This is a genomic window from Methylobacterium sp. WSM2598, from assembly GCF_000379105.1.
Taxonomy (GTDB): domain Bacteria; phylum Pseudomonadota; class Alphaproteobacteria; order Rhizobiales; family Beijerinckiaceae; genus Methylobacterium.
In genome coordinates this window covers 5,319,420-5,333,760 of record NZ_KB900609.1, presented here as the reverse complement: position 1 = coordinate 5,333,760, position 14,341 = coordinate 5,319,420, and the positions used below count along the sequence as shown (strand labels likewise).

9 protein-coding genes and 1 pseudogene are annotated in these 14,341 nt (G+C 75.9%); 5 read left to right on the top strand and 5 right to left on the bottom strand.

The annotated features are described in order from the left end of the window. Positions 1–8: 8 nt before the first annotated feature. The 3 genes and pseudogenes from MET2598_RS0125130 to MET2598_RS43885 all read left to right on the top strand — a co-directional run bounded on the left by MET2598_RS0125130 (position 9) and on the right by MET2598_RS43885 (position 3,118). Entirely contained in the window at positions 9–2,201 is a 2,193-nt protein-coding gene (locus tag MET2598_RS0125130; protein ID WP_018262769.1) for a primosomal protein N', read from the top strand. 241 nt (positions 2,202–2,442) lie between these two features. Next, positions 2,443–2,724, top strand: a pseudogene (locus tag MET2598_RS43890) (cupin domain-containing protein); the annotation flags it as partial. 151 nt (positions 2,725–2,875) lie between these two features. Further along, positions 2,876–3,118 carry a helix-turn-helix domain-containing protein gene (locus MET2598_RS43885; RefSeq protein WP_442919013.1) on the top strand — a complete coding sequence of 81 codons (243 nt, stop codon included), beginning with the start codon at positions 2,876–2,878 and terminating at the stop codon, positions 3,116–3,118. A gap of 79 nt (positions 3,119–3,197) precedes the next feature. Here MET2598_RS43885 and MET2598_RS0125115 read toward each other — a convergent pair whose 3' ends face one another. Further along, positions 3,198–3,398: a Trm112 family protein gene (locus tag MET2598_RS0125115; RefSeq protein WP_012330467.1), complete on the bottom strand. Its 201-nt coding sequence runs from the start codon at positions 3,396–3,398 to the stop codon at positions 3,198–3,200. Between the two features lie 461 nt (positions 3,399–3,859). Here MET2598_RS0125115 and MET2598_RS0125110 point away from each other — a divergent pair, with 461 nt between their 5' ends. Beyond that, positions 3,860–4,114, top strand: coding sequence for a hypothetical protein (locus MET2598_RS0125110; RefSeq protein WP_236728813.1), 255 nt, complete (start codon positions 3,860–3,862; stop codon positions 4,112–4,114). Positions 4,115–4,304: 190 nt separating this feature from the next. On the opposite strand, the gene addA is transcribed toward MET2598_RS0125110, so the two are convergent. Beyond that, positions 4,305–7,778: a double-strand break repair helicase AddA gene (addA, locus tag MET2598_RS0125105; RefSeq protein WP_018262766.1), complete on the bottom strand. Its 3,474-nt coding sequence runs from the start codon at positions 7,776–7,778 to the stop codon at positions 4,305–4,307. A 352-nt stretch (positions 7,779–8,130) separates the two neighbouring features. Between addA and MET2598_RS0125100 the strand changes: the two genes are divergently transcribed. Continuing rightward, entirely contained in the window at positions 8,131–8,691 is a 561-nt protein-coding gene (locus tag MET2598_RS0125100) for a cytochrome b (protein WP_018262765.1), read from the top strand. 64 nt (positions 8,692–8,755) lie between these two features. On the opposite strand, the gene addB is transcribed toward MET2598_RS0125100, so the two are convergent. From addB to tsaE, 3 genes are read right to left on the bottom strand one after another with little or no spacing between them, the layout of a single operon-like run. Continuing rightward, positions 8,756–11,878: a double-strand break repair protein AddB gene (addB, locus tag MET2598_RS0125095; RefSeq protein WP_018262764.1), complete on the bottom strand. Its 3,123-nt coding sequence runs from the start codon at positions 11,876–11,878 to the stop codon at positions 8,756–8,758. Then, on the bottom strand, positions 11,875–12,612 hold the full coding sequence (locus tag MET2598_RS0125090) for a nucleotidyltransferase family protein (protein WP_012330472.1): 738 nt from the start codon (positions 12,610–12,612) through the stop codon (positions 11,875–11,877). Before MET2598_RS0125090 ends, addB begins: the two co-directional genes overlap by 4 nt. 36 nt (positions 12,613–12,648) lie before the next feature. After that, positions 12,649–14,178 (bottom strand): tRNA (adenosine(37)-N6)-threonylcarbamoyltransferase complex ATPase subunit type 1 TsaE, encoded by a 1,530-nt coding sequence (gene tsaE / locus MET2598_RS0125085; protein ID WP_236728927.1) that lies wholly within the window; start codon positions 14,176–14,178, stop codon positions 12,649–12,651. Positions 14,179–14,341: the final 163 nt, after the last annotated feature.

Genomic DNA, 14,341 nt, shown 5'->3' with positions numbered 1-14,341 from the left:
CCCGCGCGATGAGTGCCGCGATCGCCGACGTCCTGATCCCGCTCGCCCTCGACACGGCCTACAGCTACGCCGTGCCGGACGGCCTCACCCTGGCCGAGGGCGACGTGGTCCAGATCCCCCTCGGGCCCCGCGAGACGGTCGGGGTGGTCTGGTCGCTGCGCGAGAGCGCCTCGGGCGGCAACCTGCGGCGGGTCACCGGCAAGATCGCGGATGACGGCATGCGCGCGCCCCTGCGCCGGCTGGTCGACTGGATCGCCCGCTACACTCTGGCCCCGAAGGGCTCGGCCCTCGCCATGGCGCTGCGCCTGCCCGAGGAGGGTCCCCGCGGCGAGACCGCCCGGATCGGGGTGCGCGCGACCGGGATGCCGCCGAGCCGGGTGACGCCGGCCCGCACCAAGGTGCTGGCGGTGGCCGCCGACGGGGCGGTGCGGGGCAAGCGGGCGCTCAGCCTGGAGGCGGGCGTCAGCGCGAGCGTGGTCGACGGGCTGATCGACGACGGCGTGCTGGAGACGGTGGCGCTCGCCCCCGAGCGGGTCGCCGAGCCGCCCGACCCGGACCACCCGCACGCGGCCTTGTCGGAGGCGCAGGCCGAGGCCGCCCGCGCGCTGATCGCCAGCCTGACCGCGCCGCCCCGCGCGGGCGGTCCGGCCGGGGACGGGGGCGTGACGCTCCTCGAAGGCGTCACCGGCTCGGGCAAGACGGAGGTGTATTTCGAGGCGGTGGCGGAGGCGGTGCGCCGGGGCGTGCAATCCCTGGTGCTGATGCCCGAGATCGCCCTCACCGCCCAGTTCCTCGACCGCTTCGCGGCCCGCTTCGGCGCGCGGCCGGCGGCGTGGCATTCCGGCGTCGGCGGGCGGCGGCGCGAGCGCATCCGCGCGGGCGTGGCGGCGGGCGAGATCCCGGTCGTGGTCGGCGCCCGCTCCGCCCTGTTCCTGCCGTTCCGGAGCCTCGGCCTGATCGTCGTCGACGAGGAGCACGAGGCCGCCTACAAGCAGGAGGACGGGGTCTGCTACCACGCCCGCGACATGGCGGTGGTCCGCGCCAAGCTCGAGAACGCCGCCCTGGTGCTCGCCTCGGCCACGCCCTCGATCGAGACCCGGGTCAACGCCCAGCGCGGCCGCTACCGCCGCGTGGTCCTGCCCGAGCGCTTCGGCGGCCGGCGCCTGCCGGAGATCCGGGCGATCGACATGCGCCGGGAGCAGATCCCGCGCGGGCGCTACCTCTCCCCGACCCTGACCGCCGCCATCGCGGAGACGAACGGCAGGGGCGAGCAGGCCCTCCTGTTCCTCAACCGGCGGGGCTATGCGCCCCTCACCCTCTGCCGGGCCTGCGGGCACCGCTATCAATGCCCGAACTGCTCGACCTGGCTCGTGGAGCACCGCTTCCGCCGCGCCCTCGTCTGCCACCATTGCGGGCACGCGGAGCGGCGGCCCGAGGCCTGCGTGGCCTGCGGCACCTTCGACACCCTCGCGGCCTGCGGGCCGGGCGTCGAGCGCATCGCCGAGGAGGTCGCGGCGACCTTCCCCGAGCGGCGGGTGATCGTGCTGTCGAGCGACTTCCCGGGCGGGGCCGAGCGCCTGCGGGCGGAGCTGCAGACCGTGGCGGAGGGCGGCTGCGACATCGTCGTGGGCACGCAGCTCGTCGCCAAGGGCCACAACTTCCCGCACCTGACGCTGGTGGGCGTGCTCGACGCCGATATCGGTCTCGCCTCGGGCGATCCGCGGGCGGCGGAGCGCACCTTCCAGCTCCTGCAGCAGGTGACGGGCCGGGCCGGCCGCGGCGAGAAGCCGGGCCGCGCCCTCGTCCAGACCTATCAGGCGGAGCATCCGGTGATCGCCGCCCTGATCTCGGGCGACGCGGAGCGCTTCTACGAGGAGGAGACGGCCGCCCGCTCCATGGCGGGGCTGCCGCCCTTCGGCCGGCTCGCCGCCCTGATCGTGTCGGCGGCCGAGCGCGAGGCGGCGGAGGCGCATGGCCGGGCGCTCGCCCAGGTCGCGGAGCCGCCGCCCGGCGTGATGGTGCTCGGGCCCGCGGAGGCGCCCCTCGCCCTGGTGCGCGGGCGCCACCGCTTCCGGCTGCTGGTCAAGGCCGAGCGCGAGGTCGACATCCAGAGCTACCTGCGCGACTGGCTCGCCCGCGGCCCGAAGCCCCGCGGCAGCGTGCGGGTCGGCATCGACGTCGACCCGCAGAGCTTCCTGTGATCGGGGCGGCTCGGCCGCGCCAGGCAGAGTTGGGCGGCGCACCTCCGCTCCACTCTTGTTCTTGAATCCTCTTCGCCGCCGAACCGGTGACCCCTTCGGCACCGGCCGGTCCCGGCCGGCGGGATGATGTCATCCGACATCCGGTTGATGGCTTCGCCATCTCCGATTTCGGCCATGCGGGCGCCGCGCTCGGGCGCCGCGCTCGGGCGCCGCGCGGGCTTGTGATCCGGGACCCGCTTCGATCAAGCGGATCCCGGATCAGGGCAGGTCCACCCTGGTCAGTTCGGCCGAGAGCGCCCAGAGCCGCTCGGCCTCCCGCGGCGACCGCTTCGCCTTCGCGGGAGAACCCGCCGGGATGCTGCTCCGCGACCTGCCGGCCCTGCTGCACGTGCGCGAGGCCACCGCCCAGGCGGCGGTGCTGCGCTGGGCGCTGGAGCTGTTCGCGGACGAACTGCAACGGCCCCGGCCGGGCGGCGCGCTCATGGCCGACCGGCTCGCGCAGGTCATGCTGGTCCAGGTGCTGCGCCTCTTCCTCGCCGCCGAGCCCGGGAGCCGGACCGGCGAGCCCGAAAGCCGGACCGGATGGCTGCGGGCGCTGGCCGACCCGCAGCTCGCCCGGGCGATCGGGGCGATGCACGCCGCGCCCGGACGGCGCTGGACGGTGGCGGACCTCGCTGCGGTCGCCCGCATGTCGCGGTCGAGCTTCGCCGACCGCTTTCCGCCGCACGGTCGGCCAGCCGCCCCTCGCCTACCTGGCGGGCTGGCGCATGGCCCTCGCGGCCGACCGCCTGCGGCGGACGAGCCAGAGCCTCGCCGCCATCGCGGCCGCGCTCGGCTCCGCGTCCGAGGCGGCCTTCCGCACGCAATTCCGACGCCGGATGGGCTGCACGCCGGGCCGCTATCGCCGACGGGGATGACCATCCGCCGCCCCGGCGCGAGGCACGCGGCGCCCGCGCCGGCAGGGAGGGCCGGGATCGCCAGATGCGCGGCCCGGACTCACTCGGCGAGCGGGCGGGCCTCCTCGGGCAGCATGATCGGGATCCCGTCGCGGATCGGGTAGGCGAGCTTGGCCGAGCGGCTGATCAGCTCCTGGCGGGCGGAATCGTATTCGAGCCGGCCCTTGGTGAGCGGGCAGACCAGCAATTCCAGCAGCTTCGGGTCGATGCGGGTCGGTTCGACGGAGGGCGTATCGGCCATGGCGGGATCCTCTGAGGCTCGTCGCGCACTCCTAAGCGGAGTCGAGCGGGCAGGCCACCGCTTCGTCCGCCGAGAGATCCGCCGCGGGCTCCCGGCGGCGCGGGACCCGGCGCGGCCCCCGCCCCGCCGCTCCGCATCTTCCGAGCATGGCCCGAGCATTGGCGCGGGACCCTCGCCCGACACGGGCCGAGTCCGCCTTCCTCGTCGGAATCCACGCGAGAATACCTGCGGATGAGCGCGGCCGCCTTCATCCGGCCCTTGCATTGCAGCATTGTTTGGGGGCATGATAAGCGGACGCTCTCCTTAGGGAAGATTCATCACGGAGGGTCGCCGCCGCTGCCCTCCGTCTTTCCGAGGCGACATCCAGCATGGGCCTTCAGACCATTCGTCCTTTCAGCGTGATCCGCGACATCGCCGCGACCGACGCGCCCGCGCGGCGGGGTCATGCCGCAGATTCTCCCGTGGAGATCCGGGGGCCCGCCTCGTCCGAATACTGGACGATCCCGTCCGGACTCGATGTCGCCGAGGCCCGCGAGGCCGATCCGCCGCGCCTGACCGAGGCGACGACTTCCCCGCTCGGGACGGTCGCGGCGGCCGGTCTCGACGCGCGGGAGGCGGCGCTCACGGCCGCGCGGGTGCGGGACGCCCTGTCCAGCGAGCGCCTGCCGATCGGCAACACGGCGCCGCAGAACCTGCGCACGCTGTTTCGCGTCTGATCCGCCGTCCGGACGATCACGTCCGGACAGCGCCTGATCCGGGATGCGCTTGATCGAAGCGGATCCCGGATCCCAAGCCTGCGCGGCGCCTGAGCGACGCCGAGATCCGCATGGCCGAAATGGGAGATGGCGACGCACTCCGTCGGACGGCGGATGATCCCGCCCGCAGGGCGGGCCGCGGCCCGCCGTCTCAGGCGGGACGAAGCGCCGCCAGCGCCGCCGCGCACTCGGCCCCGCTCAGGCGCCGGATCACCGGACCGGCCGTCCAGACGAGGAGCGGGATCACGGCGCGGTCCGGATGGATCCGGGCGAGCAAAGCCGCGTAGAGCGCCACCTGCGCGGCCATCCCGCCCGGGACCGGGGCGCCCTCGGCGGGCGGGCGGCCGGTCTTGAAGTCGCAGAGCCAGACCGCCTCCTCGGTCACGGCGAGCCGGTCGATCCGGCCGTGAACCGGCCATTCCGCGCCGCCCAGGCTCACCTTCCCGGCGAGCGCCACCTCGGCCCGGGCCAGGGGGCCGAACAGCACCGAGAGGTCGGGATCGGCGAGGAGGCGCAGGACCGAAGTCGCGAGCGCCTCGCGCTCCGCCGCCGGCAGGCCCGGCGCGCGGGCCGCCACGAAGGCGCGCGCGGCCGCCGCGCGCCGCTCCGGCGCCAGGGCCGGCAGGTGCTCCAGCAGGGCGTGGATCAGCACGCCGCGGCGGCGCGTCGCCGGGTCGCCGGAGCGCGGCTGCGACCGGCGCGGCTCGTCGGCGGCGCCGAGGCCGGACGGGCGCAGCGGCGGAAGCGGCTCGGCCTCGGGCGCGACCGGGCGGAAGAGCCAGTCCGGCCGCTCCCCGGGCGGCGCCGGCGGCACCGCCGTGGCCGGGGCGGCCGGCAGCGCGGCCCCGTGCCGCCACGTCTCGGCCGGCCCGTAGGGCATCTCGGCCCGCTCGACGCCGCCGAAGGCCGCCACGAGGCCGCGTCGGACCATCTCGCACCAGGATTCCGGGGTCTCCCGGTCGCGGCCGCGATAGGGGGCGATGACGAGGCGGTCCTTGGCCCGGGTCATCGCCACGTAGAGCAGGCGGTTGTGCTCCTGGCGCGCCCGCTCGTGCAGGGCCTCGCGGGCCGCCGCGCCCGCCGGGCAATCATGTCCCTTGGAGGGCGACCAGACCGGCACCGTCCCGTCGGCGACGCCGCCCGCGCCGCGGACCGGGACGGGCAGGAGCGGCGGGTCGTTGCGGCCGAGGGGCTCGCAGCCGTCGATCAGCACGACGAGGCCCGCCTCCAGGCCCTTGGCGCCGTGCACGGTCATCACCCGCACCTCGTCGCGGGCCGATTCGAGGTCGCGCTTGACCGTGTGCCCGCCCGCGTCGCGCCCGCCGCTCGGGGCGTAGCGCGAGAGGAAACCCGTGAGGGAGGGCGCGTCTGCCCCCTGCTCGGCCTGGGCCGCCGCGGTGAGGAAGACGTCGATGGCGTCCCCGGCCTCGCCCCCCAGCCGGGCGACGAGGCGCGCCCGCCCGCCCAGGGGCCCGAGCAGGTCCGCGTAGAAGCCGAAGGGGCCGCTCTCCTGCGCGAGGCGCCGCCAGGTGGCGAGCGCCGCCGCGCCCCGCAACGCCGCCGGGTCCCCCGCGCCCGCGTGCCGCGCCAGCGCCGCGGCGAGGGATTCCTCGGGCGCGCGCCGGGCCGCGAGCCGCACGAGGTCGTCATCCGTGAGGCCGACCAGGGGAGTCTTGAGGGCGCAGGCCAGCGTCAGGTCGTCGTCGGGCAGGAGCGCCGCGCGGCCGGCCGCGACGAGGTCCATGACGGCGATGTGGGCCGCGATGTCGAGCCGGTCCTGGCCGGCCACCGGCACGTCCTCGGCCTTGAGCGCCCGGATCACCCCCTCGAAGGCTGCCGAGCGCTTGCGGACCAGGATCAGGATCTCGCCCGGTCGCCAGATCCGGCCGTGCTCGTCGCCCTCCCGCGTCCAGTGCCGCACCGCGCGGGCGACCCGCCGCGCCACCACCAGGGCCGGCGCCCCGGCCTCGACGGCGTCGACCGGCTGGACCCAGGCGTCGGGCTCCGGCTCCTCGCAGGGCTCCTCGGTCGGCCACAATTCCACCTGCCCGGGCGCGCCGACCCGCACCGTCTCGTGCACGGTGCCGATCGCCCCGTCGCCGAAGGACAGGCCGCGGTAATGCGCGGCGAGGGCGAAGGTGGCGTCGACCCCGCGCAGCACGCCCTTGGCCGAGCGGAAGGAGAGCGTGAGCCCGACATCCTCGAAGGCGAGCCCGGCCCCGCGCGCGGCCCGGCGCCACGCCTGCCGGGTCGTCTCGAACTCCTCGGGCGCCGCCCCCTGGAAGCTGTAGATCGACTGCTTCGGGTCGCCCACGGCGAAGCGGGTGCGCGGCAGGGGGCCGCGGCGCGCGCCCTCGCCGGCGCAGAAATCCTCGGTGATCCGGCGCAGGATCTCCCACTGTTCGGGATTGGTGTCCTGCGCCTCGTCGATCAGCACGTGGTCGACGCCGCGGTCGAGCTTGTAGAGCACCCAGGCCGAATCGACCCGGGTCAGCAGGTCGAGGGTCTTGTGTATCAGGTCGTCGAAGTCGAGGGCGCCGAGGCGGGCCTTCTGGGCCTCGACCCGCCGGTGGATCTCGGCCGCGAGGGTGAACAGGGCGGCGGTGCGCTCCTGCGCGCGGGCGGCCTTCAGCCGCTCGCGCAGGCGCCCGAGCCGGGCCTGCTCGTCGAGGAGCATCCGCCTCACCGCCTCCGGCACCGCCTTGGTGCCGAGGCTCGCCGGGGCGTAGGGGTCGCCCTCCCCCTCGTCCTTGAAGAACACCGCGAGGTAGAGCGGCAGGTCCTGCGGCTCCTCCGCCGCCGCGGCGCGCGCGAGCGCGTCGGCCCGCTTCTCGTCCGTGGCCTTGCCGGTGCGGAGCTGAGCGGCGAGCCCGGCCCAGTCGGCGGGGGCGCCCTCCCGCATCCGCGCCTCGATCGTCCCGACCGCCTCGTCCGGGGCGAGGCCGAGCGCCTCGCGCAGGCGCTCCAGGCGCGCCGGCAGGCCCTGCGGGTGGAGGAGGACGGCGCGGGCGCGCACCGCCTCGCCGATCGCCCGGCGCAGGGCCTCGCCCGCCGCCTCGGGCGCGACCCGGGCGAGGGCCTGGGCGAGGTCCGGACGGGTGCCGTCCACCGCATCCGCCAGCACGTTGTCGATCGTGCGGTCCACCGCCTCGCGGGTCTGGGCCTCGTCGAGGACGACGAAGCGGGCCGGCACATTCGCCTCGAACGGGACGAGGTGGAGGAGGCGCTCGCAGAGCGCGTGCAGCGTCTCGATCTTGAGGCCGCCCGGCGTCTCGACCGCGCGGGCGAAGAGGCGCCGCGCCCGGCGCAGGGTCGCGGGGTCGGGCCGCTCGCCCTCGAGGGCGGTGAGTTCGGCGCGCAACGCCTCCTCCGGCAGGGTCACCCAGCGCCCGAGCCGCTCGAAGACGCGGATCGCCATGTTGGCGGCCGCCGCCTTGGTGAAGGTGAGGCAGAGGATCTTGGCCGGCGGCGCCCCGTGCAGCAGGAGCCGCACGACCCGGTCGGTGAGCACCTTGGTCTTGCCGGCCCCCGCATTGGCCGACACCCAGGCGGAGGCGCGCGGATCCGCGGCGCGGCGCTGCGCGGTCTGCGTGACCGCATCGACCACGAATCCCTCGATCCCCATCGCGTCCCCGCCTCTCAGCGTCATTCCGCCGGCCGCGACCGGCCGGTGCCGAAGGGGTCACCGGCTCGGCGGCGAACCGGAGGACCGCGTCAGCGACACATCATGCGAAACCAAGAGGCTGAGCAGGATTGCCCGATGCCATTCCGCTCAGGCCCCCTCGGCCGCCCGCCAGCTGGCCCTTCATGCCTGCCGGGAGCTTGGCCTTTCATGCCTGCCGGGGGCTTGCGCGGGATCAAGGAAGCGGGAAGCGGCAGCGCTTATGCACAGGCAATGCCGCCGCACGGGCCGCGCCGAGGCGGCGCGGTGCATCGTTGAAAATTAGAATCATTCCAATATAAGCAGCGCGAACGCGATGGAGGTGGCGATGGCCCATTCCGCGACCGTGGCGCCCGAGGAGGTGCTGGTCCGCTACGACACGACGACGATCGTCCTGCACTGGCTGACCGCGCTGCTGGTGGCCCTGCTCTGGATCCTCGGCCAGACCAACGATTGGTGGCCGCGCGGCCCGCTGCGGGGCGGGCTGTGGTCGCTTCACGTCCTACTCGGCTTCGCCCTGATGGCGACGCTGGCGACCCGGGTGGTCTGGCGGATCGGCCCGGGCCGGGCGCTGCCCTCGGCGGAGGACGGGCCCCTGCGCCTCCTCGCCCGCGCGACCCATACGGGACTCTACCTGCTCCTGATCGCGGTGGTGGGGCTCGGCCTCGCCGACGCGCTGGTGCGCGGCTTCGTCCTGTTCGGCGCGATCCCGCTGCCGCAGGTCGGCGACCAGGCCCTGCGCCGCCCGATCAACGCGCTGCACGAATGGGCGGCCAACGCGGTGATGGCCGTGGCGGGGCTGCACGCCGCCGCCGGGCTCTTCCACCACTACGTGCGCCAGGACGGGGTGCTGGGGCGGATGTGGCGGGCCTCGTGAGGCGCCCCGCGGCCGGGGCGGGCCCCGGTCCGGCCGGGGCGGGCCCCGGTCCGGGGGGGCGCGGCTACGCCCCCTCCCCCTCCACCAGCGACCATTCCTTCACCCGCGCGAGGTGGTCGTAGGGCGAGAAGGCGCGGGCGTATTTCGGGTAGGGCCGCGACAGGTAGGCCGCCTCGCCCCGCAGGAAGCGGGCGACGAGGCCCTGGAAGCGGCGCGCATGCTCGTCGATCAGCTCCTCGACCGAGCGGGCCTCGCCCCGCGGCGGCTTGAGCGGCACCGGGTCGAGGGGCACCTTGCCGCCGCTCGCCCGCACGTAGAGCAGCTCCGGCGCGCCGGTTCCCGGGCCGAGATCGCGGAAGCCGCCCGCCCGCAGCATCGCGGCCTCCAGGGTGAGCTGCGGCGCGAAGCCGGCGAAGACCTCCCTGGCGCTCGGCGGCTGGCCGGTCTTGAAGTCGACGATGACGTGGCCGCCGTCCCGGCGCGCCTCGATCCGATCGGCCCGGGCGCGCAGGGTGAAGTCCTCGGCGGGGCCGATCGGGATCCGCCAGCGGCCCGAGATCTCGGCATGGACCCGCCTGAGGCCCGGCCGCCGCTCCACCTCCCAGGCGAGGAAGGAGGCCGCCATGCGCTCGAAGCGCGGCCACCACTCCGCGTAGAGTTCCGGATAGGCATCGGCGATCGGCGCGAAGGCGTTGACCGCGAGGTCGTAGAGGGGCAGGCGCGGATCCGCGGGCAGCGCCTCGGGGAAGCGCTGCGCGAAGCCGCCCAGCACGTCGTGCACGATCGTGCCCCGGTCGCTGGCGCTCGGCTGCACCGCCACCGGCTCCAGCGGGTCGAGGCCCAGCACGTGCCGCGCGAAGATCCCGTAGGGGTCGCGCACCAGGGTCTCGACCTCGGTGACGCTGAGCGCGCGCGGGAACAGGGCGGGGTCCGGCCTCGGGGCCGGGCGCGCCGGGCGGGGCGGCAGCGGCTCGGTGCCCCGGTCGAGGGACGCCGCCAGCGCCCGCAGCCGCCCGCCCGCCGCGAGGCAGCCGGACCACGCCGCCTCCCCCATGAAGGCGCGCAGCCGCTGCAGGAAGCGCGACGGCACGGTCGGCGAGCCCTCGCGCTTGTGGGCGCGGGTGATCACCGCGTCCGGGCAGCCGAGCGCCTGCACGAGGTCGTGGGCGGTCTGGCCGAGGCGGCGCTCCGGCGAGGAGAGGCCCACAGCCGCGCGCATCGGCCGGTTCAGGAAGGCGTCCGTCTCGGCCTTGGGCGGCCAGACGCCCTCGTCGAGGCCGCCCAGGACCACGCGGTCGACCCGCAGCAGCCGCGCCTCCAGGAGGCCGAGGATGCGCAGCCGCGGATGCGGGCGCTCCGCCCGCGCGCTCACCACCCGCTCGCGGGCGAGCGCGGTGAAGAAGGCCGGGTAATCCGAGAACCGGCCCTCCAGCATGCCCGCCTGCGCGAGGGCGAGATCGTCGAAGAGCCCGTCGAGCACCGCGACCGAGGGCTCGTCCTGCGGCGCGTCGGGCCCGTCGAGCAGGAGGTCGCAGGTCTCGCGATGGGCCTGCGCCAGGGCGACGAGGTCGCGGACGCCCTCCTCCTGGTCGGGGGCGAAATCTCGGGGGGCGAAATCCCGGAAAGCGCGGTCGAGCCGGGCGACGAGGTCGGCCGCCGCCTCCCAATCGGCCTGGGTCAGCCGCCGCACCGGCCGGGGGGCGTGCGGGCGCTCGCCGCCGCGCGCGACCCGGAGCGCCTCGGCGAGGCCGGCGAAGCCCTTGGCGGGAGCGGGACCGCGCAGCACCCCGATCTCCAGGGCGGCGGCGGCCCGCTCCAGCGCGGGCCGGGCCAGGCCGAGCCGCACCAGCGGATGGGCGAGGAGCGCCAGCACCCGCTCGGGCTTGGCGTCGAGGGCGGCGACGTCGGTGGCGAGCCGCGCGAGGCGCCCGGCGAGGCTCAGCGCCAGCGGCTGCCCGGCCGTGTCCTCCGCCACGATCTCCCAGCGCCCGAGCTCCGCCGCGACCCGGCGGGCGAGGCCGCGGTCCGGGGTGATCAGGGCGGCGCGGCAATCCGGCCGCTCCAGCGCCTCGCGCAGGGCCACCGCGATGGCGAGCGCCTCCTCGCGCTCGTCCGCCGCCTCGACGAGCGCGAGCCCGGCGCCGCCCGCGCGGGCGAGCGCCTCGCGCGCCCCGGGATCCAGATCCGCCCAGGCATCCGTGGTCTCGGCCGGGCGCAGGGCCTGCGACAGGAGTTCGGCCCGGGCCCGCGCGGCCGGTCCCGGCGCGCCGAGGGGCCGCACCGCGGCGCGGGGGCAGTCGAGGCCGCGCAGGAGCCGGTGCAGGATCGCCTGCGGGTGGCCGTGCGCGACCGCCTCCCCGGTCTCGATCGCCGCCCAGCCCTCCTCGTCGAGGGCGAGGTCGAGGCCGGGCAGCACCACCGCCCCGCGCGGCATCGCCGCGATGGCCCCGATCAGGGCGGCGGTAGCGGGGATCGAGCCGGTCGAGCCGGCCACCACGATCGGGTCGGCCGGGCGCTCGCGGCGCAGGCGCGCGGCCTCGGCGAGCACCAGGGCGCGGCCCCGCGCCACCGGGTCGCTGACGCCCCGCTCGGCCAGGATCGCCGGCCAATGCTCGGCGGCGATGCGCACGAAGTCGAGGGTGAGCGAGAAGTACTGCGAGTATTCCGCCTCGACGGCGCGCCCGATCTCGTCCCAGGGCAGGCCCTCGACGGTGAGCGCGTCCATCAGCCCCTCGAGATCGGCCGCGAGGCCGACCGCGTCGGCCGGCGAGGACGGCACCCGGAAGGGCACCTCCTCGCCCATCGGCAGGAGCCGGCGGTCGATGCCGGCGGCCCAGGCCTGGACGAGGCGGGCGAGGATCAGGCGCCGCTCCAGGGCAGGGATCGGCGGGTGCGCAACCGCCTCCGGGCACTCGCCGGGGGCGAGCGCCGCGAGGTCGAGCTCGGCCTCGTCCGCCTCGCCGAGGGGCGTCATCCGCGGCAGCAGCACCGCCGGCCCGCAGCGCGCGGCGAGTTCCGCGGCGAGCGCCCGGGTGGCGCGCCGGGTCGGCAGGAAGAGCGTGACGGCGGCGAGGCCGAGCGGCCCCTGCGCGACCGGGCCGACGAGCGTGCCGTCGAGGAGCGCGTCGGCGAGGGTCGCCAGGAACGGCGCGCCGGGCGGGATGGTGAAGATCCGGGCCGCGCTCACGGCTGCACGGCGCTCGCGCGCACGCGCTCCTCGGCGGCCTGCAGCGCCTCGGGCGTGCCCACGTGCAGCCACTGCCCGTCGAGGCGCAGGCCGTGCAGCCGCTCCCGGGCCACCGCCCGGTCGAACAGCAGGTTGAGCGAGAAGGGGCCCTCCGGCGTGTCGGCGAAGAAGGAGGGGCCCACGACGGCGACGCCCGCGTAGACGAAGGGCGCCACCTCCCGCTCGGCGCGGCGGGCGAGCCGGCCGGCCTTGTCCATCTGGAAGTCGCCGAGCCCGTCATAGCCGAGGCTCGTCGCCGCGGAGGCGACGAGGAGCAGCATGTCCATCGCCTCGGGGTCGAAGGCCGCGACCATGCGGGCGAGGTTGGGGCGCGGCCCCTCCAGCCAGAAGGAATCCGAGTTGAGGATCAGGAAGGGCGCCTCGCCGAGGAGCGGCAGGGCCTTGCGCACGCCGCCGCCGGTCTCCAGCAGCCGGTCGCGCTCGTCCGAGAGGACGATCCGCGGCGGCCCGTTCCGGCGCCGCAGATGCGCCTCCATCAGGTCGGCGAGGTAGTGGACGTTGACCACGACCTCCGCGATGCCGGCCTCGGCGAGCCGGTCGAGGGCGTGGTCCACGAGGGCGCGGCCCGCCACCTCGACGAGGGGTTTGGGCATGGTCGCGGTGATCGGGCGCATGCGCTTGCCGAGCCCGGCGGCGAGCACGAAGGCGCGGGTGATGGCGGACGTGTGGGGCATGTCGCTGATCGGCGGGATTGGAGGATCGGGCGGGGATCAGGCGGCGGGGACGAGGCCGGGCAGGCAGGCCTCGTACCAGGCCCGCACGCCCGCGAGCGCCGGGTGGGCGAGGTTGCGGTTGAGGTAGCCCTCGATGCGCGGCACGTGGGCGAGGTAGCCGGGCTTGCCGTCCCGCCGGTCGAGGCGGGTGAAGATGCCGAGGATCTTGGTCGCCCGCTGGGCGCCCAGCACCGCGTAGGCGTGGGCGAAGCCCTGCACGTCGAAGTCCGGTTCGCGCAGCTTGCGCTCGCGGGCGTAGAGGCCGAGGAGCCGCAACTCGAACTCCGCCGAGGCGTCGACACGGGCGTCCTGCAGCAGCGAGGCGACGTCGTAGGCCGGGTGGCCCAGAACCGCGTCCTGGAAGTCGATCAGGCCGATCCGCTCCAGCCCGTCCCGGCCCGGCAGCCAGATCAGGTTGGGAGAATGGTAGTCGCGCAGGACCCAGGTCGGGCGCTCCGGGGGCAGGCCGGTCAGCGCCTCGGTCCAGGCGGCCGTGAAGGCGGCGCGCTGCGCCCCCGAGAGCGGGGTGCGGGCGTGGTGGGGGGCGTACCAGTCGATGAGGAGTTCGGTCTCGAACAGCAGGGCGTCGAGGTCGTAGGGCGGCAGCGTGTGGTCGCTCCCCTCCGCGACCGGGAGCACCGCCGGCAGGGCCGTGCCGTGCAGCCGCGCCAGCACCTTGACGGCCTCCGCGTAGCGCTCGGGCCGCGGCCCGCTCGCATCCGCCACCGGCTCGGTGCCGAGATCCTCCAGGATCAGGAGCCCGGCCTCGAGATCCTGCCCGAGGATCTTCGGGGCGCTGAGGCCGAGCGCGCGCAGGCCGCGGTCCACGGCCACGAAGGCGTGGACGCTCTCGGCGAGGTGGACGATGGCGCTGTAGGGCTTGCCGTCGCGCACGGGCGGGCCGTCCGCGCGCGGGGGCGAGATCATCAGGATCGCGGTGGTGCCGTCGGGCTGGGTCAGGCGCTCGTAGGCGCGGCTCGACGCGTCGCCCTGCATGGGGGTGCGGGTCGCCTCGCCCCAGCCGCTGCGGTCGAGGAGCGCGCGCAGGGCCCGCGCCCGCTGCAGCCGCTCGGCCATGCCGCCGCCGCCGATGAGCCGGGCGAGCCGGGCGGTGTCGCCGAATTCGGGCTTGAGCGCGAGGTCCAGGGCGAGGGTCGGCCCGCTGCGCGGGGGCAGGCGGTCGGGCCACTCGACCAGGGTGATGGCGCGCTCGGTCAGTTCGTCGAAGCCGAGCTCCACGAGCTCGTCGGGCCCGCGCAGGCGGTAGAGGTCCGCATGCACGACGGCGACGCCGCCCCTGCCCTCGTAGGGCTGGATCAGCGTGAAGGTCGGGCTCGGCACGTCGAGGTCGGGCTCGCCGGTCAGCTCGCGGATCAGCGCCCGCGCGAGGGTGGTCTTGCCCCCGCCGAGCCCTCCGGAGAGCGCCACGAGGTCTCCCGGCTGCAGCAGCTCCGCGAGGAAGCGCCCGAGATCCTCGGTCGCGCTCTCGTCGGGCAGCACGATCTCCCAGGGTGTGCGCGCGTCCATCGCCTCCCGGTCCACTCCGGTCTCCTCCGCGGCCCCGCGGCCTGTGCGTGTCATAAACGAGGAACCTTAATCGAACCACGCGTCCGCGACATGGCGCGTTTCCGGGGTGGGACGGGGATCGGTGCTGCCGAGACGCGGGAGATCCTGTTTCCCCATGGGAATT